Source organism: Dellaglioa sp. CoH-57-MRSF-19 (assembly GCF_056781975.1).
This window is the reverse complement of sequence record NZ_JBXAXW010000006.1, coordinates 1-24,989: the sequence shown is the minus strand read 5'-3', so window position 1 is coordinate 24,989 and position 24,989 is coordinate 1. Positions and strand designations below refer to the sequence as shown.

23 protein-coding genes and 3 tRNA genes are annotated in these 24,989 nt (G+C 34.3%); 4 read left to right on the top strand and 22 right to left on the bottom strand.

Annotation, left to right across the window (positions count from 1 at the left end; translation table 11 throughout):
• Positions 1 to 3: 3 nt before the first annotated feature.
• Both AC1RO3_RS06625 and AC1RO3_RS06620 read right to left on the bottom strand, forming a co-directional pair.
• Positions 4 to 687, bottom strand: a complete 684-nt coding sequence (locus AC1RO3_RS06625; protein WP_481761884.1) for a 2,3-bisphosphoglycerate-dependent phosphoglycerate mutase — start codon at positions 685 to 687, stop codon at positions 4 to 6.
• 86 nt (positions 688 to 773) lie between these two features.
• Positions 774 to 2,030 carry a C40 family peptidase gene (locus tag AC1RO3_RS06620; RefSeq protein ID WP_481761883.1) on the bottom strand — a complete coding sequence of 419 codons (1,257 nt, stop codon included), beginning with the start codon at positions 2,028 to 2,030 and terminating at the stop codon, positions 774 to 776.
• Positions 2,031 to 2,458: 428 nt separating this feature from the next.
• Between AC1RO3_RS06620 and AC1RO3_RS06615 the strand changes: the two genes are divergently transcribed.
• Complete coding sequence (locus tag AC1RO3_RS06615; RefSeq protein ID WP_481761882.1) at positions 2,459 to 3,493, top strand: LCP family glycopolymer transferase; 1,035 nt, start codon at positions 2,459 to 2,461, stop codon at positions 3,491 to 3,493.
• A gap of 53 nt (positions 3,494 to 3,546) precedes the next feature.
• Here AC1RO3_RS06615 and accA read toward each other — a convergent pair whose 3' ends face one another.
• The 12 genes from accA to AC1RO3_RS06555 all read right to left on the bottom strand — a co-directional run bounded on the left by accA (position 3,547) and on the right by AC1RO3_RS06555 (position 16,475).
• Positions 3,547 to 4,311: a carboxyltransferase subunit alpha gene (gene accA / locus AC1RO3_RS06610; RefSeq protein WP_481761881.1), complete on the bottom strand. Its 765-nt coding sequence runs from the start codon at positions 4,309 to 4,311 to the stop codon at positions 3,547 to 3,549.
• Positions 4,312 to 4,324: 13 nt separating this feature from the next.
• The gene (locus tag AC1RO3_RS06605) at positions 4,325 to 5,107 is read right to left on the bottom strand and encodes an acetyl-CoA carboxylase carboxyltransferase subunit beta (protein ID WP_481761880.1); all 783 of its coding nucleotides are present in this window, start codon (positions 5,105 to 5,107) and stop codon (positions 4,325 to 4,327) included.
• Positions 5,108 to 5,121: 14 nt separating this feature from the next.
• Complete coding sequence (locus tag AC1RO3_RS06600) at positions 5,122 to 6,411, bottom strand: acetyl-CoA carboxylase biotin carboxylase subunit (protein ID WP_481761879.1); 1,290 nt, start codon at positions 6,409 to 6,411, stop codon at positions 5,122 to 5,124.
• 9 nt (positions 6,412 to 6,420) lie between these two features.
• Complete coding sequence (locus AC1RO3_RS06595) at positions 6,421 to 6,807, bottom strand: acetyl-CoA carboxylase biotin carboxyl carrier protein (protein WP_481761878.1); 387 nt, start codon at positions 6,805 to 6,807, stop codon at positions 6,421 to 6,423.
• Between the two features lie 15 nt (positions 6,808 to 6,822).
• A complete protein-coding gene (locus AC1RO3_RS06590; RefSeq protein ID WP_481761877.1) occupies positions 6,823 to 7,809 on the bottom strand; it encodes a beta-ketoacyl-ACP synthase III in 987 nt (328 codons plus the stop codon).
• A 179-nt stretch (positions 7,810 to 7,988) separates the two neighbouring features.
• A tRNA-Leu gene (locus tag AC1RO3_RS06585) sits at positions 7,989 to 8,073 on the bottom strand.
• A gap of 59 nt (positions 8,074 to 8,132) precedes the next feature.
• Positions 8,133 to 8,585 (bottom strand): SprT family protein, encoded by a 453-nt coding sequence (locus tag AC1RO3_RS06580; RefSeq protein WP_481761876.1) that lies wholly within the window; start codon positions 8,583 to 8,585, stop codon positions 8,133 to 8,135.
• Between the two features lies 1 nt (position 8,586).
• A complete protein-coding gene (locus tag AC1RO3_RS06575; protein ID WP_481761875.1) occupies positions 8,587 to 10,761 on the bottom strand; it encodes a Tex family protein in 2,175 nt (724 codons plus the stop codon).
• A gap of 97 nt (positions 10,762 to 10,858) precedes the next feature.
• Positions 10,859 to 11,299 carry a hypothetical protein gene (locus AC1RO3_RS06570; RefSeq protein WP_481761874.1) on the bottom strand — a complete coding sequence of 147 codons (441 nt, stop codon included), beginning with the start codon at positions 11,297 to 11,299 and terminating at the stop codon, positions 10,859 to 10,861.
• Positions 11,300 to 11,314: 15 nt separating this feature from the next.
• On the bottom strand, positions 11,315 to 13,969 hold the full coding sequence (locus AC1RO3_RS06565) for a cation-translocating P-type ATPase (protein WP_481761873.1): 2,655 nt from the start codon (positions 13,967 to 13,969) through the stop codon (positions 11,315 to 11,317).
• 202 nt (positions 13,970 to 14,171) lie between these two features.
• The gene (gene nadE / locus AC1RO3_RS06560; RefSeq protein WP_481761872.1) at positions 14,172 to 14,999 is read right to left on the bottom strand and encodes an ammonia-dependent NAD(+) synthetase; all 828 of its coding nucleotides are present in this window, start codon (positions 14,997 to 14,999) and stop codon (positions 14,172 to 14,174) included.
• Between the two features lie 12 nt (positions 15,000 to 15,011).
• The gene (locus AC1RO3_RS06555; RefSeq protein ID WP_481761871.1) at positions 15,012 to 16,475 is read right to left on the bottom strand and encodes a nicotinate phosphoribosyltransferase; all 1,464 of its coding nucleotides are present in this window, start codon (positions 16,473 to 16,475) and stop codon (positions 15,012 to 15,014) included.
• A gap of 160 nt (positions 16,476 to 16,635) precedes the next feature.
• On the opposite strand from AC1RO3_RS06555, the gene AC1RO3_RS06550 reads away from it, so the two are divergent.
• Positions 16,636 to 17,382 (top strand): WecB/TagA/CpsF family glycosyltransferase, encoded by a 747-nt coding sequence (locus tag AC1RO3_RS06550; protein ID WP_481761870.1) that lies wholly within the window; start codon positions 16,636 to 16,638, stop codon positions 17,380 to 17,382.
• Between the two features lie 41 nt (positions 17,383 to 17,423).
• On the opposite strand, the gene AC1RO3_RS06545 is transcribed toward AC1RO3_RS06550, so the two are convergent.
• From AC1RO3_RS06545 to AC1RO3_RS06510, 8 genes are all read right to left on the bottom strand, one after another.
• Positions 17,424 to 18,653: a NupC/NupG family nucleoside CNT transporter gene (locus AC1RO3_RS06545; protein ID WP_481761869.1), complete on the bottom strand. Its 1,230-nt coding sequence runs from the start codon at positions 18,651 to 18,653 to the stop codon at positions 17,424 to 17,426.
• A gap of 154 nt (positions 18,654 to 18,807) precedes the next feature.
• Complete coding sequence (locus AC1RO3_RS06540; RefSeq protein ID WP_481761868.1) at positions 18,808 to 19,509, bottom strand: GntR family transcriptional regulator; 702 nt, start codon at positions 19,507 to 19,509, stop codon at positions 18,808 to 18,810.
• 25 nt (positions 19,510 to 19,534) lie between these two features.
• Positions 19,535 to 20,662, bottom strand: a complete 1,128-nt coding sequence (nagA, locus tag AC1RO3_RS06535) for an N-acetylglucosamine-6-phosphate deacetylase (protein ID WP_481761914.1) — start codon at positions 20,660 to 20,662, stop codon at positions 19,535 to 19,537.
• A 73-nt stretch (positions 20,663 to 20,735) separates the two neighbouring features.
• On the bottom strand, positions 20,736 to 21,533 hold the full coding sequence (gene proC, locus AC1RO3_RS06530) for a pyrroline-5-carboxylate reductase (protein WP_481761867.1): 798 nt from the start codon (positions 21,531 to 21,533) through the stop codon (positions 20,736 to 20,738).
• Positions 21,534 to 21,646: 113 nt separating this feature from the next.
• Positions 21,647 to 21,718: transfer RNA gene (locus tag AC1RO3_RS06525), tRNA-Gln, on the bottom strand.
• Positions 21,719 to 21,732: 14 nt separating this feature from the next.
• Positions 21,733 to 21,816: transfer RNA gene (locus AC1RO3_RS06520), tRNA-Tyr, on the bottom strand.
• Positions 21,817 to 21,882: 66 nt separating this feature from the next.
• Positions 21,883 to 22,707 carry a metallophosphoesterase gene (locus AC1RO3_RS06515; RefSeq protein ID WP_481761866.1) on the bottom strand — a complete coding sequence of 275 codons (825 nt, stop codon included), beginning with the start codon at positions 22,705 to 22,707 and terminating at the stop codon, positions 21,883 to 21,885.
• Positions 22,708 to 22,767: 60 nt separating this feature from the next.
• Positions 22,768 to 24,225, bottom strand: coding sequence for a peptide MFS transporter (locus AC1RO3_RS06510; protein ID WP_481761865.1), 1,458 nt, complete (start codon positions 24,223 to 24,225; stop codon positions 22,768 to 22,770).
• 193 nt (positions 24,226 to 24,418) lie between these two features.
• On the opposite strand from AC1RO3_RS06510, the gene AC1RO3_RS06505 reads away from it, so the two are divergent.
• Together AC1RO3_RS06505 and AC1RO3_RS06500 are read left to right on the top strand one after the other, a co-directional pair.
• Complete coding sequence (locus AC1RO3_RS06505) at positions 24,419 to 24,634, top strand: transposase (protein ID WP_481761913.1); 216 nt, start codon at positions 24,419 to 24,421, stop codon at positions 24,632 to 24,634.
• 93 nt (positions 24,635 to 24,727) lie between these two features.
• Positions 24,728 to 24,856 (top strand): transposase, encoded by a 129-nt coding sequence (locus tag AC1RO3_RS06500; RefSeq protein WP_481761864.1) that lies wholly within the window; start codon positions 24,728 to 24,730, stop codon positions 24,854 to 24,856.
• Positions 24,857 to 24,989 lie beyond the last annotated feature (133 nt).

The window sequence follows — 24,989 nt, the reverse complement described above, 5'->3', positions numbered from 1 at the left end:
TTGTTACTTTTTTTGTGTTAAAATTTTTTTGCTTTTAATTGTTAAATCATCATTTAATGTATACCAAATAGGGACACCATTCGGAACCTCAACGCCATCAATATCTGCATCTGAAATATTTTCTAAATATTTTATCAATACCCTAAGTGTACTGCCATGTGCGACAATCAACTGGTTATTACCTTGTCTTAACTCTGGGGCAATGACATCTTGCCAGTAAGGTAAAATCCGTTTAAATGCCATTTCTAAGCTTTCTGATGTTGGTAAGCTACTTTTAACACGTTGCTTGTACCGTCTATCATTATCAGGTACAGATAAACTAGGTGGGATAGTCGTATAACTACGGCGCCATTGGGCTACTTGTTTAATACCGTAGATACGTTTGGTTTCATCTTTATTTAAACCGCGCAAGGCACCATAATGTCGTTCATTAAGACGCCAATTTTTCTGTATTGGAATCCAAAGTTGATTCATTTCTTCCATCATAATATTACTCGTTTTAATAGCTCGTTTTAAGACAGATGTATGAACCTGTGAAAATTGAATATTTGTATTAAGAATAACTGTTCCTGCAACTCTAGCTTCAGCGATGCCCTTAGCCGTTAATGGAACATCTGTCCAACCGGTGTATTCATTATTTTGATTTGCTAGACTCTCACCATGTCTTACCATGACTAATTCAACCATTATTAAAACCTTCTTCACTCTTCATTAATACTCATTATAACAAAAAAGACTTAAAACAACATTGTTGTCTTAAGTCTTTTAATTATTTATTTTACTCGACCAGCAAAATCTGGTTTCCAGTAAGCACTCATTGTGCTAATTTTAACATTTTGTCCTTCAGTTGGAGCTTCAGCAAATTGACTTCCACCTAAGTAGATAGCAACATGGTATGATGATCCTTTTGATCCCCAGAAAAGTAAGTCTCCAGGTTGTGCTTGAGAAACTGATTCATAGCTAACTTGTCCTTCTTGAGCAACAGTGTAGCCACCAATAGATTTTCCAGCAGCATGAGCATAAACATAACTAGTAAATCCTGAACAATCAAAACCGCTCAATGATTTTCCGCCCCATACATATGGGATGCTCTTTGTTGTTAATGATCTTGCTAGAGCAGTAATACTACTTGTATCAAGACTTGAAGCACTCACAGCACTTGTTGCTGCTTTTTTACTTGAACTATTTGTAGTTGAAGTTGTGACAGCTTTTTCACTTGAAGCTGAAGTATTTGAGCTTTTTACTGCTTTATTACTTGAAGTATCTGTACTTGCAGCTTCAGTTGCTTTTGATGCAGCTGCATCTGCTGCTGCTGCATCGTTCTTTTCATTTGCTGCTTTAGTTTCTGCTGCTGCTTTTTCAGCAGCTTTTTCTGCTGCTTTTGCTTTATCGATAGATGATTGTGTATCTGATTTTTTTGTATCAATTTGTGCTTTTAATGTATTTGCGTTTGCTTGTTTAACCGCTAGTTCAGCTTGTTTGTTTGTATATTCTTTAACTGTTTTTTGTTGATCTGCAGCCTTTTCATCTAATTCAACTTTAGAAGATTTAACTTCTGCTTTATCAGCTTTTTGTTGTTTAGCAGCTTTTTGACCAGCACCAACTAATGTTGTAACTGTTCCCACACGTTTGAAGGCATCAACAACACTTTTTGAATCTGAAACAAATTCAACCATGCTTGCTGTACTTCCATCAACTTGTAAAGCACGTGTTTGATCAGCTAATTGTGAATCTCTTTGTGAAATTTCAACATTTAATCTGCTGATCTTCTTACCTAATTTGTATTGATCTGATTCAAGTTTTGCAGCTGTATCTTTAGCATCCTTAACTTCAGCTTGAGTTGAAGTAATTTCACTATTAATTGTTGCTAATTTTGCAGCAACTTTAGTGCTCTTGCTATTTAATTTAGCAATCGTGCTTGTTAGTTCAGTTACACTATCTGAAGCGTTAGCTTGTTCTGCAACTGCGCTCATTCCAATAAGTGTAGCTGTCATCATCATTACTTTAGCAATTTTACTATTAATTTTCAAAAGGCACTCTCCTAGTTGATTTCATAATTATTATTTAATTTTAGCGTATTCGTTTTTCTCGACTAGAATAGAATAGCACGGTTCTTAGGTACATACCATTACGGTTAGTTTACATTCGAATTTAATTTACATCTTTTAATTTCAGTATGATTACACAAATGTTACAAAAGGCCATTTCCATTGTTTTTATCCCTCTTATTTGTTGTTAAATAGGCATTTACGAGTTCTATATTAAAATGACAAAAGCGTAATACAATTAGTCGTTTTTCACTGATTTAACATTACTTAATTAATCAAAGTTGTCCTTTTCATTCTTTTACATTTTTTCAATTATTTAATAATACCGTAAGAAAAAATTTTTTTTGCTTTTTATCCCTTTTTTTATCGTATAATCAGCTTAATTAATGTAATGAAAGGTATGAATAAATATGGCTAAAAATAATAACTTGGGAATGCCATCTCCAATAAAAGGCAGTTCTCAAAGCAATAAAAATAAGCATCCAATACTGTGGACACTATTGATAATTATGATTTTAGGTATTGCTTCTGGAGGTGTATATGCCTATTCAGTATTCACACATACTGAAGATACCGTCGCAAAAACTTACAAGAAAACCAAAGCAAAAAAATTAAGAAATGTTTCCAGTATTTTGAGTGAGAAAAAACCTTTTTCAATTCTATTAATGGGGACTGATACTGGCGCACTTGGTCGAAGTGATACAGGACGCACGGATACAATGATCGTTGCAACAGTTAATCCAACAACAAATAAAACTACCTTAACAAGTATTCCTCGTGATACTCAAGTTAAAATTGACGGAAGTGATGAAAGCTCTTCAAAAATAAACAGTGCCTATACCTATGGTGGCAAAGATGGTTCAACATCTGCTGTTAATACTGTTCAAAATTTATTAGATATCCCAATTGATTATTATATGTTAATTAACATGAATGGATTAAAGAAAATTGTTGATACCGTTGGTGGTGTTGATGTCAAACCATTACTTTCATTTAAACTTGAAGGAACTCATTATAAAAAAGGTAAGACAATCCATTTAAACGGCAAACAAGCCTTAGCTTATACGCGAATGCGTCATTCAGATCCACTAGGTGATTATGGCCGTCAAAAACGTCAAAAACAGATTATTACAGCAATTACCGGAAAAGCTAAATCTGTAAATTCACTCGCAAACTACAAAAAATTATTAAAAACAATTGACGGAAACATGGTAACTGATCTTAGTTTTAATGATATGCTCACAGTAGAAACAAACTACAGCGCCGCTACAGAATCAATTCACTCTGATTTCTTGCAAGGAGTAAGTACAGATGTTGATGGTCTTTCATATGAAGTTCCAACATCGACTGAAAAGAAACGCGTCTCAAATGCTATTCGTTCTCAATTAGGTTTAAACAAATCAACACAAGCCTTTACTAGTTTAGAACAGCAACTCTCTAAATAAATAGATATAAAAAAGAAACGGACCTCAATTAAAATTTGAGGTCCGTTTCTTTTTTACCAATTTTCTAAAAACTTTTGGTATTTCATTTCTCTTTGTTCAATAAGTTCATTAGATGATTTAGTCGCTAGGTTCTTCAGCAATTCATTTAGACTACTGTCCATTAGACTTATTGTTGCTGCCTGATTAGTTTCTGGCAATACCACATCAATCAATCCAATATTAAATAACTCAGTAGCCGTCATTGGCAAACTTGTTTCAATCTCATTTGGATTAGTTTTCTTCAAAATAGCACTAACGGCTTCTGGAGATGCTACTGAAAATAAGCTATTTTCAACCATCATAATAGCATTTGCATTTGCTAAAGCCAGTGCACCACCGCTTTGACCTTCACCTAAAAAAATGGCAATATTCGGCACTTGTAATGCACCCATTTTTAAAATCATTTCAGAAATAATATAGCTCTGTCCTGTTTGTTCTGATTTAACGCTGGCATCTGCGCCGGGCATATTAATTAGCGTTACAACAGGTCGCTTAAATTTTTCAGCTTCATTTAGTAATCGCATTGCTTTTCGATACCCACTTGGCTTCACGGCACCAAAATTATAGGCTAAACGTTCTTCTAAATTTACGCCCCGATTAATGCCAATAACTGTCACTGGGCACTTATGAAAAAGTCCAATCCCACCAATAATGGAAGCATCCTCTTCGCCAACTCGATCACCATGATTTTCGAAAAACACATCAAATAGACTAGAAATAATAAATTTAGCACTTAATCTATCATTCGATCGAACTTTTTTTAAAAAATCTGAGTCCATTTTTAATATCCCCTCACACGTGTAATAGTAGTAGCTGACTAAGAATCTGTTTTATGTTTTTCCGATCAATAACCTGATCAACAAATCCATTTTCATATAAACCTTCTGCTGTTTGAAAATTAGCAGGTAGCTTTTCATTTGTCGTCTGTTTAATCACTCTTTCACCAGCAAAGCCAATTTTAGCTTGTTTTTCAGCTAATACAATATCGTTATTTAGTGCAAAGCTAGCACTGACACCACCCATTGTTGGATCCGTCAATAGGGACATGACTAATAACCCTGCATTATCTAGTTTTTGTTTCATGTAAAGAATCGAATTCATTTGTAATAACGAATAAATTCCCTCTTGCATTCTTGCACCACCAGAAGCAGTAACGATTACAAATGGCAGTCGTTTATCTAATGCGACTTGCATCCCTAACTTAATTCTAGTCCCTGCCGTCGTATTCAATGATCCCATCATAAAAAAACTATCCATTACTGCTAAAATCAATGGTTGTTGATCAATGCTACCTTCACCGACAATAACGGCTTCATCAGATGTCGTTGAACGCTTAGCACGTTCCAGTTTTTCTGAGTAACCTGGAAATTGTGCTTTATTTTCTGTTTTATTTGCTACATTTATTACCTCAAAACCGTTTTCATCTGTTAAAATAGCAATTCTCTCCATAGCAGTCAAGCGTTTATAAGTTTGGCATTTAGGACAAATAAAATAAGGTGCCCATTCACTTTCATGTAAATGCGTCCCACAATTTCGGCACTTTTGCCATTGATTTGTCTTTGGATAATGACTCATTACCGCCACCGCCTTTAAATTTTGCTATCAATTGAAATGGTATTTTCAATAAATTCTTGTGATTTTATAATTATTTTTAATTGCGTTAAATTAGTTTCAATTCCTGAAATATAAATTGATTCAAGTGATTTTTGCATTTTTAAAATAGCTAATTCTCTCGTTTCAGCATGACAAATAATTTTTGCTAATAGTCCGTCATAGAAAGCAGAGATGGTGTCACCGACACCATAACCCGTTTCAATTCGAATATCTTTAGGAAAATCAAAACATGTAATTTTAGTTTTCACACTTGGAATTAAGGATAATCGACATTCGATTGCATGTCCATTCATTTCTACATCATTATTCAATACTTCTTTACCTTCAGCAACTAACAACTGTTGTTGAACAACATCCATTTTAACAGTTTCTTCAGTAACACCATGTTCGACTTGCAATCGTGTATTCATTTCTAAAAAATAAAATTGATTATTCGCAAATAAAAATTCTACAGTTCCTAATCCAACGTAATGTAAATTTTTGATTAACTGACGCGTAAAATAGTAGAGTTGGCTTTGTTGCTCACTAGTTAAGACAACTGATGGGCTTTCTTCAATCACTTTTTGTCGGTGATTTTGCAAGCTACAATCCCGATTTCCTAACACTTGAACATGGTGCCCATCACCGATAATTTGCACTTCTATATGCCGCGCGTTTATCAATTTTTTTTCAAGATAAAAACTTCCCTCAGCAAAAGAAGCCTTTGCTTCTTGCTGAACAATCTCAGCGCCAGATAACAAATCAGATTTCCTTTCAACTGCTCTGATACCCTTGCCGCCTCCGCCATGTGAAGCTTTAATTAATAGTGGGAATCCAATTTTATTTGCTTGCTCAATCAATTCTTCGTTAGAAGTAATTAAATCAGATCCAGGAATAACGGGTACCCCTTTCTCAATTGCTAACAAACGAGATTTATCTTTATCTGCTAGTTGCTGGATTAATTCCGCTTCCGGACCAATAAAAGTAATACCACATTCCATACACATTTGTGCAAAATGCGCATCTTCTGATAGAAACCCGTATCCTGGATGAATTGCATCAACATTTAAACTTAATGCTGCCATCAATATACTCTCTCGATTTAAATAAGAATCTTTTGCTAAGGCTGGCCCAATGCAAATTTTTTCATCAGCAAGTTCAACAAATCGACTTTGTGCATCCACTGTTGAATAAATAGCGACCGTTTGTATATTTAATTTTTGGCAAGCGCGAATAATTCGTTCAGCCACTTCTCCACGATTCGCTATTAAAATTTTTCGAAACAAATGACTCACCTATCCATCTATTCTAATTTTAAGTAACTCTTGATCAAATTCGACTAATTCACCATCATCTACTAGTTGTTCAAGTACGATACCTGTCACTGGCGATTGGATATCATTGTATAATTTCATACTTTCAATTTGAGCAATAACCTGCTTTTTAATAATTTTAGTCCCAATTGTTCCCATTTTATCAAAATGAACTAACCCAACAAGTGGGCTTTTAACGATAAAAATGGTGTCACTATCATCTTCTTGTATATTTGTTGCTACTTTTATTTTTTCGGCTGTTTTTTCTTGATCTACAACTACTTTAAAGTCACCATCTTCAATTTCAACATGAGAAAATGGCATTGTCGCAATTTTATCTAATAATTGATTAATTTCATTAAATTTCATTAATTTGCACACACCTTAAATTTTTATTAGTAAACTTCCATATGCTAAGCCAGCTCCAAATCCAGTTAATAAAACTGTACCACCCGTAAACCCTTGTTGAATTGCTTCATTTAGGGCCATTGGAATCCCGGCTGAAGATGTATTTCCGTGATGAATAACACTTGTTGCAAATTTTTCAATTGGCATCCCTAACTCATCAGCAATTGTTTCAATAATTCTTAAATTTGCTTGATGGCAAACAACCAAATCAATATCACTTGTTTTTAACTTATTATCTTTAAGTAATTGTTTCATCTGATTAGGCACAACTGTTGTAGCAAATTCAAACACATCTCGTCCCTCTTGGAAAAATGCATCTATTGTTGGATAATTATCTTCATTAACATCACTTAATGGTTCAATACGTCCACTATGAATAACATCCTTTTTTTGCCCATTTGTTTCTATTTTTTCAGCAATAAAGCTTTCATCCGCTGAATTATTTGAGGCTTCAAGAAGAGCACCACCTGCACCGTCTCCAAAAAATACAGCGCTTGTTCGATCCTTAAAATCCATCATTTTTGAGTTAACTTCTGCACTAATCACAATTGCCCGTTTGTATTGCCCTGTACGTAAAAACTTTTCTGCGGTACTCATAGCAAATATAAATCCCGCACAAGCAGCGCTAATATCGAAAGCAAAGGCGTTCATTGCGCCAATATTTCCTTGAACAATCGCAGCTGTCGATGGTGTTAAGGCGTCTGGCGAAATTGTGGAAATAATAATTAAATCAATATCTGTGGCTTCATACCCAGATTTAAGTAAAAGTTCATTTGCTACTTTTGTACTCAAATCTGATGTATTTTCATCAATTGCATAGTGTCGTGTTTTAATCCCAGTATGCGCCACTATCCATTCATCCGAGGTTGGCATAAATTTAGCTAATTCATTATTTGTCACAATTCGTTCCGGCACAAAATGTGCCATATTTTTTATTTTGACATAATTATTCAATTTACCCATTCTCCCAGTCGTTAAGTTTAATTCATTCTATTTTATCAATAATCGCAAAATTAAGACACCAAAATAATTAACGCTTAATAATTCTTTAATTTCATAATACGCCAGTATGGCAATCTTTCATTAAAAAAAGCACTAAACCCCATAGTAACAAGGTCGAGTGCTTTTAAGTAAAACTATTATGCGAGTAAATGGATTCGAACCATCACGGGATATTATCCCACCAGATCCTTAGTCTGACGCGTCTGCCAATTCCGCCATACTCGCAAGAACAATCATAATTGTAGCAAAAATTGTTCCTTGTTACAAGTCCCATTTAAAATAAATTAGTATTCCATTAAAATTAACTTACTTCGACACTTCGAGCAAACGTAGCGTGACAGGTTAATTTTTCTTTGTCGTTGATACTGTTGTCCACAATTAGAGCATTGATAGTGAATAACTCTTTTCTTTTTAGCCTGTTTTGGACCAAGAGGGGCAAACCGGCTACCACCTACAATTGTCAGTAGCTGTTTGAAATCATGATCACGATGTTGATAACCCTTTTTAGCAATATGCAGATGATAATGACATAATTCATGCTTGATAACACCTATTAAAATATCCTCACCATGTTCCGTCAGCATTTTAGGATTAATTTCAATATTATGGTCATTTAATCGATACCGTCCACCCGTCGTTCGTAGTCTTTTATTAAATGTTGCTTTGTGGATAAATGGCTGCTTAAAAAAAGTTGTGGATAAGTTTTGAACTAAAGCTGTTAATTCAAAATCAGTCATCTTATTTATCCGTTGGTCGTTTCATTGTTAACTGAACGCGATTACGTTTCAAATCAACTTCCATTACCCACACTGTAACTATGTCCCCAACCGCAACCACTTCACTTGGTTTCTTAACGAACTTATCTGTTAATTGTGAAATGTGGACAAGTCCATCTTGTTTAACACCAATATCTACAAACGCACCAAAATCAATTACGTTCCGAACGGTTCCTTGTAATGACATGCCGGGTTCTAAGTCCTCAATTGTTAACACATCGTGTCGTAGTAACGGTGCCGGCATATCGTCACGTAAATCACGGCCTGGTTTTTGTAAACTAGCTAGAATATCTGCTACTGTTTCCACACCACTACCCACAACTTGTGCCAAATTTTCAGCATTTGTCTGTGCTAATTGGTCATTTGTCTCAGTTTTACCCAAATTAGTTATTTTTATCCCCAATTCTTTCAACAAAATCTTTGTTAGTGGATAACTTTCAGGATGAATATCAGTATTATCTAAAATGTTATCCCCAGAAACAATACGTAAAAATCCAATTGCTTGTTCATAAGCTTTTGGTCCTAAGCGTGGTACTTTCTTAAGTTGTTGACGCTTCGTAAATTTACCATTTTCGTCACGATAAGTAACAACATTTTTAGCAATTGTTAAATTTAATCCAGAAATTTTTGTTAATAGCTCTGAACTAGCTGTATTTAAATTAACCCCAACTTTATTCACAGCATCTTCAATCACGACATCTAACTGTGCATCCAATTTTTTTTCAGCAACATCATGTTGATACTGACCGACTCCAACAGATTTAGGATCAATCTTAATTAATTCAGCCAAAGGATCTTGCAATCTACGGCCGATACTAATAGCAGAGCGTTCTTCAACGTGAAGTTCTGGGAATTCATCACGAGCTGCTTGACTAGCTGAATAAACCGATGCCCCAGCCTCATTTACAATGACATAAAAAATTGGCCGTTCGATTTCTTTTAAAATATCTGAAACAAATTGTTCAGATTCTCGACTTGCTGTTCCATTTCCAATTGCAATCATTTCAACTTGGTATTTTTCAAGGAACTGTTTAAATTGTCCAGCAGCTGCGGCACGTTTTTCACCATTTGCAGGTTTATGTGGATAAATTACCAATTTGTCTAAGAATTTACCTGTACCATCCACGATGGCTAACTTACAGCCTGTTCGATAGGCTGGATCAAAACCTAAAACAACTTTCCCTTTTAATGGTGCTTGCATAAGTAAATGGTATAAGTTATCCCCAAACACATTAATAGCTTGTTCTTCAGCAACCTCTGTCATACCTTTACGAATTTCACGCTCAATTGATGGTTTAATAAAGCGTTTATAACTATCTTGATACGCATTTTCAATGATTGGTACAGCGTCACCACTATTTTTCCCAATAATTCTAAAATGCATAAATGTCATAATTGCTTGTTCTGGTACAACAACGGAAGCTTTTAAGATTCCCTCTTTTTCACCACGATTAATTGCCAGTACACGATGCGGAACGACTGATTTTAAAGATTCACTAAACTCATAGTAATCACGATAAATACCTTTTTCGTCTTTTTCTTCAGCTTTAACTTTTGCTTCAAACAAACTATCTTTTTGAGTTACTTTACGAATCCACTCACGATATTCGGCACTTTCACCAAATGCTTCAGCTAAAATTTCATGTACCCCAGCAAAAACGTCTTCTTCAGTTAAAATTTCAGCATCAACATTAATAAATGTGCTTGCTTTCTGATTAATTTCAGCTGCTGTTTGGGGGAATGTCAACAACCATTTGGCAAATGGTTCTAATCCAGCCTCTTTGGCAATAGTGGCCTTAGTACGACGTTTTTGTTTAAAAGGTAAATAATAATCTTCAATCTGTTGCAATTTTTTTGCTAAACTAATTTTATTTTTTAAAGCTTCTGTTAAATTACCTTGTTCTTCAATTATGTGGATAACTTCTGCTTTACGTTTTTCTAAACTCTCAACATGTTTATAAGTTGTCTCAATTTCACGAATTTGAACTTCGTCTAAACTATCTGTTCTTTCTTTTCGATATCGTGCAATAAATGGAACAGTATTTCCTTCATCAAGCATCCCTAAAACTGCGTTAATTTGTTTTTCTCGATACTGATTTAGCTCTTTTAATACTAACGGCATAATGTTTTTTTCCATGATAACGACCTCAATTCGAATATTTTTTGTTCATAAAAAAGAGACTAATAATAGGCGTCAGTACAACCATTCCTAATATCAATCTCTTTAATTAAATTTAACCTAAAATTTGTTGCATGATACGTTGCATCATATCAGTTGTTTGCGTCATTCCTTTATCTTGTTTTTCTTCTGAAGCTTTAAATGCATCAACCTCGACAAGATGTTTCTCAACATTAATACTACTTGTCATCTCATCGCAACCTTCAACAAAAGTACGATAACCACTAATTAATTTTTTATGTTTTCCCAAAACAGGAATGGGTACTTGTAAATCATCTAATTTGCTTAAATTTTCTTGGTAACTTGCTGTACCTTCAACAAATTTTTCTTTAGTAGTTGTGAATTCATCATCTGAAACAATAGAAAAGTCACCTGCAGTAATGGCTTTTTCCATTACTTCGTAATGATCATTTAAAGAATTACCCATTTCTTCAGTTGCTTGCGCAACATCATTTAACGCATTGATATAATAATTTACATTAACTCTTTTTTTCAAGATATAAACTTCCTTTTATTTATTTTTTCTGAATAATCGTTGGCCAAGCTTCACAATTTCAACAATCACAATAATTGAGAATGATCCCGCTAAAACAATACCCCATTGATACATATCTAAATGGCTAACATGGAACATTTTATTTAATCCGGGGATTAAAATAGTTGCTGCGAGCAACGCAAATGATGCCAAAATTGACCAATTAAACGTCACATTTTTAAAGATATTACGGTTGAAGATTGACCCATGGATTGATTTAACATTGAATGCATGGAATAACTGAATTAATCCTAATGTTGCAAAAGCCATTGTTAAAGCATCTGCATGAATTAATTTATCACCCATATGAACAGGATACGTTAAAGCCAACCAATAAACAAATAATGTTATAGCCCCTTCTAAGATACCTTGATAAATAATACTTGGCATCACACCACCAGAGAAGAAGTTTGATTTACGTCCACGTGGTTTTTGATCCATCAATCCTTTTTCAGCAGGTTCTACACCAAGTGCAATTGCGGGAAATGTATCTGTTACCAAGTTAATCCACAAAATATGGACTGGTGCCAAAATACTCCAACCCATCATTGTCATAACAAACAAGGTTAATACTTCACCTAAGTTTGCAGAAAGTAAATATTGAATTGATTTTTGAATATTAGAAAAGACTTTTCGTCCTTCCTTAACAGCAAAAACAATTGTCGCAAAATTATCATCAGCGAGAACCATATCTGAAGCACCTTTAGATACTTCAGTTCCTGTAATACCCATCCCAATTCCAATATCAGCCGATTTCAAAGCTGGCGCATCGTTCACACCATCACCAGTCATAGCAACCACTTGATTCTTTTTCTGCCATGCTTTAACAATTCGCACTTTATGTTCAGGCGATACCCTTGCATATACAGAATATTGTTCAACCTTATTTTCAAATTCTGAGTCTGATAAATCATCTAATTCAGAACCAGAAATAATTGCTTCATGTTGTCCAGCTTCAACAATTCCTAATCGAACTGCAATAGCTTCGGCAGTATCGCGATGATCGCCTGTAATCATCAAAGGACGGATCCCGGCTTTCTTAGCTTCGCTAACTGCAGCAGCAGCTTCTGGTCGCTCTGGATCAATCATTCCAACTAATCCAGCAAAAATCAAATCATTTTCCACAGTTTCTGAATCTAATACCGCTGGAATTGCAGGCATTTCACGATACGCGAATGCTAACACGCGTAATGCTTGCGTTGCCATATCATGATTATTAGTCATAATATAATCTAGCTGTGCATCAGTTATCGGTTTAATTTCGCCATTTTCAATATAACGTGTTACCCGTTTTAATAGTTGATCGGGAGCACCCTTAACAGCAACAAAAAAAGATTTATCCTCATTTTTTTGAATTGTTGACATCAATTTACGTTCTGAATCAAATGGAACTTCAGCAACTCGAGGTTCACTGCTTAATAATGCATCCACATCTAATCCATGATCTAAATGATATTGAATTAGAGCCGTCTCTGTTGGGTCACCAATTAAATTGCCCTCAGATGTTTGTTTTGTGTCATTACTGAAAGACATCACCTGGTATAGTGGACTTTCTAAATTTGTTTCCACCTTATCGGCATCTAATAACTCATTATTTATAAATATTTTTTCAACAGTCATTTGATTTAACGTTAATGTACCCGTCTTATCTGATGCAATAATGTCAGTACTACCAAGTGTTTCAACTGCTGGTAATTTTCTAACAATCGCATTTCTTTTTGCCATCTTTTGTGTTCCAAGTGCTAAAATAATTGTAACAATAGCTGGTAATCCTTCTGGAATTGCAGCTACAGCTAATGAAATCGCAATTAACAACATATCAATGACACTATTATCTCCATTTTGTAGACCAACGAAGAAAACAATAACAGCAATAATTAATATTAAAATAGTTAATGTTTTACCTAATTGGTTAAGATTATCTTGTAGTGGTGTTTTCATTTCATCGGCAGAATTGAGCATTCCTGCAATACGTCCAACTTCAGTGTTCATCCCTGTTCCAACAACGATTCCTTCACCACGCCCATAAGTTACATTACTATTCATAAACGCCATATTATGGCGATCGCCAATACCAGCATCTTCATCATTTAATAAATTTAAACTTTTATCAACAGGTACTGATTCACCAGTTAAAGCAGATTCTTCAATTTTAAGAGAAGCAATCTGTGTTAAACGTAAATCTGCTGGAATAACATCCCCTGCTTCAAGTAAAACAATATCTCCAGGTACTAAATTTTCACTTTTTACAGTTTCAATTTGCCCATTTCGTTTTACATTTGCGTTAGGTGTCGACATTTCTTTTAACGCATTAATTGCCTCTTCAGCCTTAGATTCTTGAAAAACACCGAATACAGCGTTTAAAACAACAACTAACATGATGATAATTGCGTCCACAACTTCACCTGATGATGCCGCAATTAACGCAGCCACAATTAAAACGATTATCATGAAATCTTTAAACTGATCAAAGAATTTTTGTAATATTGTTTTACGTTTACCTTCTGACAACTGATTCAATCCATACTTGTCTGTTCTTTCTTTAACCTCTTGGGTTGTTAACCCTGCCAAATCTGTCTTTTGGCCTGCTAAAACTTCGTCAACTGATTGTGCGTAAATCCTTTTTGTCATAGTAATCCTCCTTATAATAGTTTCACAAAATACAAAAAAAGACCTATGTATGTTGCAGAACTTTAAACATACATAAGTCTCACTATTTAAGGCAATACCAGAAAAAGAACTTTCTTGTTGGTGACATTGCCGCGGATAACCGCCAGTTACTCCCCTATGATTTCTTTAATTATAACTGAAATGAAACAGCTTACGCAACTATTTACTTCCAAAAAGAATCATAAACAGTAATTGGCAGATGTCGTTTGTGTTCTGTCTTTAAATACCAATTTTCAATTTTATCACTAATTTCTTTTGAAACTACCTTTCCTTCAAGATAATCATCAATATTATCGTAAGTAACTCCTAAGGCAACTTCATCAGGTAGCGCTGGACGGTCTTCTTCCAAATCGGCTGTTGGTACTTTTAAATACAGATGTTCCGGCGCATTTAACGAAGCTAACATCTCTCTACCTTGGCGCTTATTCAAACGCCAAAGTGGTGTAATATCAGCACCTCCGTCACCATATTTAGTATAAAATCCAGTAATTGCTTCTGCAGCATGGTCAGTTCCCACAACCGCACCTGACTTTGCCCCGGCAATCCCATATTGAGCAATCATGCGCTGACGAGCTTTGATATTACCTTTATTAAAATCAGAAATTTCAAGATTGTTTGCCATTAAGCTTATTACCATTTCATCGGTAGCACCTTTAATGTCTACACGAACCACTTGATCTGCCTGCATAAATTTTATAGCATCTAATGCATCAGATTCATCGGATTGATTGCCGTATGGTAGTCGAACTGCAATAAATTGATAATTGCTATCACCGGTTTCTTCACGTAACTCACGAATAGCCTGTTGTGCTAAATACCCAGCAAGTGTTGAATCTTGTCCACCAGAAATTCCTAAAACTAAAGATTTTAAAAATGGATGTTTCAATAAATAAGCTTTCATAAAATCAATACTCATACGAATTTCTTCTGCAATATTTACACTTGATTTCACTTTCAAAGTTTCAATAATTTTCTTTTGTAAGTCAGTCAAGATTAACACCCCTTATTTAATATTATTCATATTATTTCTAATTTTTTGGATGATAGCCATCTTATTATCATAAGCTTTTTGTGATAAATCGACAGGGTAATCTTGTGGATTTAATTCACGTTTATATTCTTCCCATAACCCATCTAACTGAATTCTTGAATACTCTCTAATAGCATCCAATTCTGGCTGATTATAAACCAGTTCACCTTCAACAAATATATCTTGTAAAATTGGTCGTGCATTATAGTTAGTTACCAACTTATTAATATAGGTATACTGCTGATGGAACATATAAAGTGAGTCTTGTTTCTGAGGTTCCTCATCCGATAGTGCAATGTAATCTCCTTCAGTTTTACCATCAACTTTATTAGTAATACGCCATACTTGTTTCTTACCTGGTGTTGATACTTTTTCTGCATTATTACTGAGTTTAATTGTATCAACCATTTTACCATCGCCACCTTCAATGGCTACTAATTTATAAACTGCACCTAAGGCGGGTTGATCATAGGCAGTTATTAGTTTAGTTCCAACGCCCCAGACGTCAATTTTAGCTCCTTGCATTTTTAAATTAGTAATTGTTTTTTCATCTAAGTCATTTGAGGCATAAATTTTAGCTTCTGTAAATCCAGCTTCATCTAATTGTTCACGAACGCGTTTCGAAATGTAAGCCATATCCCCACTATCAATTCGTACGCCGGCAAAATTAATCTTATCACCTAACTCTTTAGCAACTTTAATTGCACTTGGCACACCACTTTTTAACGTATCGTATGTATCAACTAAAAAGACACAATCACGATGCGTTGTTCCGTAAGCCATAAAAGCATCATAGTCATCTCTGTATGCTTGAACTAATGAATGCGCATGCGTTCCACTGATAGGAATACCAAATATTTTACCTGCTCGGACATTACTAGTTGCATCAAATCCACCAATATAAGCTGCACGTGTTCCCCAAATAGCTGCATCAAATTCTTGTGCTCGTCTTGTACCAAATTCTAACACACCATCATCTCCGGCTACAGCTTTGATACGAGCTGATTTTGTTGCAATCAATGTTTGATAATTAATGATGTTAAGTAATGCCGTTTCTACTAATTGACAGTCTGCTAAAGGACCTTCTATTTGGACAATGGGTTCGCCGTTAAAAACAACTTCCCCTTCAACAGCTGACCTGATTGTGCCACGAAAATGAAAATCTTTTAAATAGGCAAGAAAATCATCTGGATATCCTGCCACTTCTCTTAAATACGCAATGTCTGTCTCTGAAAATTTTAAATTTTGAATATAATTAATAGCTCGTTCTAAGCCTGCAAAAATCGCATAGCCATTAGAAAATGGTAAATTTCTGAAGAAAACTTCAAATACAGCATTTTGATTATGAATATTTTTTTCCCAGTAAGTTTGGATCATATTAATCTGATAAACGTCCGTATGTAACGTATAGCTATCATCTGGGTAATTTTTTACCATGATGTTTCTCCTTTAAAATGAATGCACTACTAGAATTTTTTCCAGCACACAAATTATAATCTACATTTTACCATTTTTTCCGTAATCCGTCATATTCAATACTTATTTTAAATTTATCTTCTGTTATAATGAGACAAAGTTTAAAAAGTGAGGACATATTATGCCAAATAAATTTAAAAAAACAAAAATATTAGATATCGAATTTATTAATACAACTAATGACGCTTTTTTAACTCAGATAGCGACTGATTCGATAGCTCATCTAAATCGATTTATCGTGACAGCCAACCCAGAAATTGTTCTATTTGCACGACAACACCCAGATTATAAAAAGATTCTTAACCAAGCTGACTACGTTACACCAGATGGTATTGGTATTATCAAAGGCGCAGCAATTTTAGGGACTCCAATGCCCGAACGAATCACTGGCTATGATACTTTAATGAGCCTGCTTAAATGGGCTAATAGTCATCAAAAATCAATATACCTAGTTGGTGCAGCCGAAACGGTCATCCAAAAAGTTGCCAAAACGATTAAGTCTGATTATCCAAACATTAATTTAGTCGGATTTCATAATGGTTATTTCAAAAATGATCAGGATATTGTAAGTAACATTAAAATATCTCAGCCTGATTTTGTTTTTGTTGCAACAGGTTTTCCAAATCAGGAGGAATTTATTCAGCGTAATCGCCAAGTGTCTGATAGTATCTGGATGGGTGTTGGTGGTAGTTTCGACGTTCTAGCGGGTACTGTGAATCGTGCGCCACAATTTTGGCAAAATCATCATATTGAGTGGCTTTATCGTTTATTCCAAGAACCGACTCGTTTTATTCGAATGCTAGCTATTCCACGTTACTTATTACTAATATACAAAGAAAAATTTAGAGGACATAAAAAAAAGAACTAAGAAATTAAAAATTTCTTAGTTCTTTTTTACATATTGTTATATTACCAAACGAAAACGCCAACCATACCCGCTGATAATAATGAAACTAGAATACCAGATAATAGCATGTAACCAACGTTTCTTGCGATAACATCATTTTTTTCTTTATCCACAATTCCTTTGAAACAACCAATAATCATTCCAATTGTTGAAAAGTTTGCAAACGATGTAACAAAAACAGTTAAAACAGCTTTGTAATGAGGTGCAAATGAGTTAATCGTACTTGATACTTGTCCCATAACAACAAATTCATTTGTTACTAATTTTGTACCCATGTAACGTGCTAATTCGAAAGCATCTGAAGGATTGAATCCCATTAACCAAGCAAATGGGAACATAATAATACCTAAAATATTTTCAAGTGATAAATTTGGATTAACTAATCCAAGAATATTATCAATCAAGGCTGCTAAAGCAACGAAAGCAATAACATTTGCTGCAATAATCAAGACTAACTTACCAGCACCCAAAATTGAATCACCCAAGAAAGCGAAAAAGGGTTCTCTTTTATTATCTGATTCAGAAGTTTCTAAATCATTTGAGTTACTACCTGTCATTTCAGCAATAGTATCTTCTTCTTCTGTTACTTCAACTGGATTTAAAATACTTGTTATAATAATAGCATTAATAATATTAATTGGAACAGCTGTTAAGATATATTGACCTGGCATCATTGTTGTATAAGCACCAATGATTGAAGCCGTCACACAGCTCATTGACATCATTGCCAAAGTTAAGTTCCGTTCTGATTTCATTAGTTTCAACTGAAGGCTTGAAACAGCTAATGCTTCAGTATTTCCCAAAAACATCATTTCTACTGAGAAAAATGATTCAAATTTTGGTTGGCCTGTAATTTTTGATAACCCACGGCCAATCCACTTAATAATAAATGGAAGAACGCCAATGTACGTTAAAATATCAAACAATGGCACAATCATAATAACTGGTAATAGAACACTCATGAAAAATCCCATATCAGTTACTTTAGGCATAGCGGGTACCATAAATTGAATACCTTGATATGCGGCCTGCATTAGCCAATTAAACCCATTAGCCGCGCCTTCTACAAGATCACGTCCTAATGAGAATTTTGTTAAGAACCAAGCTAAAAATAAATTAATAACGACCATAATTGCGATTGATTTCCAATTGACTTCTCTCTTTTTCTTGGAAAACGCAAATGCAACTAAAATAAAAATGGCAACACCGAAAATATTAACTAATAAATACATATCTTAAAACCCCTTCAGATAATTTATTTTTTGCTCTTAAATAATATAGCGTTATCTCAAATTGATGTCAATCGAACAGATTTCTCAAAAAAAAAATTACTCTATCTCATCCATTGATATGGTTGAAAGAGAGCAATTAATAATTTCTTAAACTTTATTTTTCTAGATAAAATTCAAAGCGATTCCCTACATATTGTGTCCGAACATATTCAAAAGGTTCACCATTTTTCAAAAAGCTAACTTGACGAAGCCTCAAAATCGCTTCACCACGCTTGATTGATAGATAATCCGCTATGCTTTCAGCAGCTGACATAGCAGACACTGTCTGTTGTGCCCCTCCCAATGTTAAATTGGCTTTTTCTTCCAATGTTCGATATAAAGAGCTCGTAATTTCAGTTTTACTATAACCCTCAACTAATTTATTAGGAACCGTAGCAACTTCAAAACAAATCGGTAAACCATCAGCATAACGAATTCGTTCCATTCGTAAGACTAGTTCGCCATCGATCAATTGTAACTTTTCAATTTCACTTAATGAAGGCGTTGTAACATGATAAGTGATCGTCTTACTTGAAGCCACTTTTCCCTGTTCAGCCATTAGGTCAGTAAAACTAGTCACACCTGACATCTTTTCTTGAACCTTCTTACGAGCAACGTAGGTTCCATCACCAACATGACGTTCTAGAATACCTTCATCTACCAAGGTTTGAATTGCCTGTCTAAGCGTCATTCTGCTGACACCAAATACAACAGCAAGTTCACGTTCAGCCGGAATACGATTGCCAACTTCCCATTCACCAGATTCAATTGTTTTTTTCATTTCATTATGAATTTGAATATATATGGGAGATCCCATTAACAATTACCTTCCTAACCTTTTATTAAAATTTACGTCCAAAGCTATATGTGCTTTCTAGTTGCATGTTAGCATCAAATAAGTTCATATCAGCATCTTTTCCGATTTCAATAGCACCTTTTGATGTTAAATTGAATTCCCTAGCTTGATTGACAGAACTCATCAATACAGCTTCTTCGATACCACAACCAGTAAATTTCATAATATTTTTAAATGCATCTTGATATTGTAAAACAGAGCCTGCTAAATTACCAGATTCTAATCTTGCTTGTTTGTCTTTAACAATAACTTTTTGCCCGCCAAGTTCGCTTAAGCCTTCAGGCATTCCTTTAGCACGCATCGAGTCAGTAATTAATTCAATACGTTTAGGTCCTTTTAAATCATAGGCTAGTTTAATCATATCTGGCACAATATGAAAACCATCAGCAATAATTTCTGTATAAATATTATCCTCTAAAAATGCATGTCCAGTTACACCTGGTTCACGATGCTTAAATTCGCGTTGTGCATTGTATAAATGAGTGACATGACTTGCTCGAGAATGTTTCATTTCTTCGCGAGTAGCGTTACTATGGCCCACTGAAGGTACGATACCATTCTTGATACAATACTCTTCAAATTCAGGTGACGTTTTATGTTCCGGTGCATAAGTCACTAATTTGATCATATGTCCTGATAATTCATTCCATTTATCAAATAACTTTGTATCAGGTGCCTCAATATATTTTTCAGGCTGTGCGCCTTTAAAAACAGGAGAAATAAATGGTCCTTCAAGATGAATTCCTTGAATAACAGGGTTCACTTCAGCGGCTTTTTTGATACCAACCATAGCATTAGCAATATTTTCATGTGATTGGGTCATTGTCGTTGCGAAATAAGTCGTAACACCTTCGTGAATCATATCGGTAACCATTTCATTAATTTGTTTAGAATCACCATCCATAGCATCAAAACTATATCCACCATGGCTGTGAACGTCAATAAATCCAGGAACAATAATTTTCCCTTCTACATCTCTAACCTCATCAGAGGCTAAAGCTTTGTATTCGCTCATTGGCCCCATTGCACTAATTTGTTTATCAAATCGAATATATGCATCTTCAATTTTTTCTGAACCCGTGTAGATAACTGCATGTTTTAAAACAATACTCATCTTATCCGCCATCCCTTCAATTTATAAACTTAGTATAATCGGTATAGACCAAAAAAACAAGGTCATATCAAATTTAGTTTTTGTCTTTAGCCACAGTTGCATCAACTGCTTTAATAATAGAATTCATAAATCCAGCCTCTTCCATTGCAAGCAATCCAGCAATAGTTGTGCCACCCGGAGATGAAACCTCATCAATTAATTTCCATGGCACTTCATCAGTAGCTAAGACCTTTTTTGCACTGCCTAGTACAGCTTGAGCAGCAATCTTAGTTGCTTTATCTTTTGGTAAGCCATATTTAACGCCTGCACGTGCAAGCGTATCAATAAATAAGTAAATAAATGCTGGTGAGCTACCAGCAAGAGCAACAAACGTGCTAAAATCGCGTTCAGCAATCTCCATCGTTTCACCAATAGTATCAAATAAATCAGTACCTTGTTTCATTTGTTTATCTGTCAAAATATCATTACCGACTAACGCAGTCATACTTTCGGAAACCGTTGCGTTAACATTTGGCATTGTTCTTAAAATACCAACTGAATGATTATCTAATTCTAATTCAATTTCAGAGATTGAAACACCTGATACAATAGAAATTAGCATAGGTTTGTATTCCTTCACTGACTCTTTAATTTCTGCTAAAACCATACCTAAGACAATTGGTTTAACAGCAAGAAAAACAACGTCAGCCTCACTAACCACCTGAGCATTGCTACCTAACGCTGTAAAGCCATTAGCTTCAGCATAAGGTACATAGCTGGACTCTCTTGCACTGTGTACCAAAATTTCTTTTGGCGCGATAAATTCTGCTTCTACTAAACCTTCAATAATTGCTCGAGCCATATTACCAGCTCCAATAAATCCAATTTTCATAGTTTCCTCATTTCAATTATTATATTTAATTACTATCTCCATCATACCGCAAAAAAAAATAAAATAACAAATAAAACAAAAAAGCAGATACCTAAGTATCTGCTTTTAGCTAGTTGGGTTAGATGGATTCGAACCATCGCATGACAGGATCAAAACCTGTTGCCTTACCGCTTGGCTATAACCCAATATTATAAAATAATGGTGGAAGAGAGTGGATTCGAACCACCGAACCCGAAGGAGCGGATTTACAGTCCGCCGCGTTTAGCCTCTTCGCTACTCTTCCATATCAGCTTTATCCGACTTAACTATCATACAAATAAATGGATTAAAAATCAAGCTTTTTTTTCAATTATTTTAAATTAATTATTTGTAACGTAAATTTCCACTCATCGAAGAACGTATTTTTCGTCCATTCGTTATATTTTTTCCGCCCATATCCCACTGGCTTCGTATAATACGTCGTTTCATTAATTTGAATAGGATCATGTTTGATATGGAGGTGCCCAAATAAAACTTTTTCTACTTTATAGTATTCTAACAGATCTCCCATCTTTTGACTACCTAACATGCCGTTTGCAACGTTCCAGAAACGATTATCATTATTAATTTTAATATACAATTCATTAGGTACAAAATGAGTCATAAATATTATTTTTTTATTTAATTGTTTCGCATCACTCAATAATTTTTCAGTTTGTCTTAAACTTAATTTAAATCTCTCGACATCTGGCATTGGTTGAACAATTTTACGATCGATCCAATAGTTTGTTTTCCAATGTAGCATTTCTTTATCAGACCGTTTTAGCTGTTTTGAGTAACTGTAATCGTACCATCCATTATTACCTATAATACGCCATTCAGTGCCGGAGATATCCAAATATTGATTATGGAGATAAGAATCATTCACTACACTTTCTAGCTCATCAAATGTTATATTTTTAACCATGTCATGGTTACCTGCAATAAATAAGACAACAATTTTATTATTTAACTTTCTTTTCAGTCTAATAATATAATCAATCGTTTTATTAAAATCATTAAATAAATCTCCTGTAATAAGATAATACTCAATATTTTTCGCTAATAGATAATTTACTTGTTCATCAATAATTATATCCACATCAACTTTATTAATATCAAAGTGATTATCACTACTAGTTGCAATAATTGTCATGTTTCCCTCCAAAAAAAGATATGTTAATTAAAATTAACATATCTTTCATTAAAAATCTATTTAATTAACGCCTTCCATTAATTTATGAATTCTTGGAATAAAGAAACTCAACATAATACCAAAGGCAACAGTAATTCCACCAACTACAGCAAAGTACATTGATTCAGTAGCGGGTGTGTATAACCGAACAATTTGTGAATTCAATGCTTGAGCAACAGCATCACTCAAGAACCAAACACTCATCATTTGAGATTGAAAACTTTTTGGTGCAAGTTTAGTAGTAATTGATAAGCCAACTGGAGAAACCAAAACTTCACCAAGCATAACCATCATCCAACTTGCAACTAACCATAATGGGCCAACTTTAGTATCTGTTCCAAAAAGAACACCAGGGAGCATCATCCAAAGGAAAGATGCTCCAGCAAATACTAGACCAATTGAAAATTTAGCTGGAGAACTAGGTTGTTTCGATCCTAATTTAACCCATAACCAAGCAAATATTGGAACATAGATTAATATGAATAACGGATTCATACTTTGAAAGAAACTAGCTGGGAAAGTGAACCCAAAAGCACTTAACTGCGTTCTAGTTGACGCAAACATTGCTAAAACAACTGAACCTTGTTCTTCAATTGACCAGAATAAGATACTGGCAATAAATAACGGAATATACGCTGTAAGTCTTGATCGTTCAATTTTTGTTGTTTTCTTACTTGTTAACATCATTGTAAAGTAATAGACAGGGATGATAACTGCAAGAATTGTGATTAAAAGAATGACATTCGTAATATTTAATGATTTAAATAGGAACATGATAACTAAAATTAAAGCTAAAGCTATAACACCGATTGAAGATTTTTTAAGAATAGTTGATAATTCGTTAGGTTGAATAGGGTCATTAGGATATAAACTATCTTTTGTTAAATATTTTCTTCCGTCAAAGTAATATTGAACTAAGCCGAAAAACATCCCAATAGCTGCTAATGAGAATCCAACGTGGTAATTATATTCTTGACCAACCCATCCAACTAGCAACGGTGCAATCAAAGCACCAATATTAATCCCAGATACAAAGATACTGAAACCAGAATCACGTCTTGGATCCTTACTATTGTATAATCCACCAACCATTTCAGAAACATTAGGTTTTAACAACCCTGTTCCCAATACGATTAACGCGATAGATATGAATAAAGCAACTGATTTAAAGGGTGTTGCAAGAACAATATGTCCTAGCATTATTAGTATTCCACCAATAAACACTGTTTTTCTACTACCCCAAAGGCGATCACTAACGAAACCTCCAATGACACCTGATAAATAAATTAATGATCCATAAATGGACATAATTGACATGGCTGTAGCTTGATTATAACCAAGCCCATCCACTTCTGAAATCATATAGTATAAAAGAATTGCTCGCATTCCGTAATAACTGAATCGCTCCCACATTTCTGTAAAAAATAGTGTTGATAATCCTCTAGGATGACCAAAAAAGGCCGTATCTTTATTTTTCATGGACTTCCTCCGATATAAATCTAGTATATGTATTTTAATGCATTACACATTATACAATGTATATATATCAATAGTCAAATCAAATTTTTACTTATATCTCATCATTTACTACTTGTTTTATCATTTAACGTCTTTCTAATATGTGAAAAATTTTATATCCATTATTAAGTAATAGTGTAACAAAAAATGCTCTATAGTATCTGCTATTTTTGCTAGAACAATCTATCAAGTGACTAAGTATTTTATCCGGTTCATTTTAGAAGCACGCGAAAACGTTAAAGTAATCGTTACTTATATAAACTATACGTATCCCAAGTTTACGAGAACTTTGTTATTCCCGAACGCCATAGTTGTTTACGATCAATTTCACATTTACAATGCACTTATGCATGCATTTAATAAAACTTGAATTCAATTTTTTAAAAAAATTGTTTACTCATTTTAATTTAACATGAAGACTATGTGAAAAACGCTATTAACTATCCTTATTCTAATAGCCTACTTGAAGGAAGGGACTAACAATAAATTGAAAATTATTAAACGTAATGCCTACGGATTTAGTGATTTTAGGAACCGTGTTTCCTTTGTAATGAGAAATAAAACTATAAAAAAAGGTGTTGTCACTTTGTGACAACACCTTTTTTTATATTCAGCAACGGTCGTAAAATTTTATTGTTTTATTTTTAATAGCATGGCAACGTCCTACCCTCGCAGGGGGCGACCCCCAACTACTCTTGGCGCTAAGAAGCTTAACTTCTGTGTTC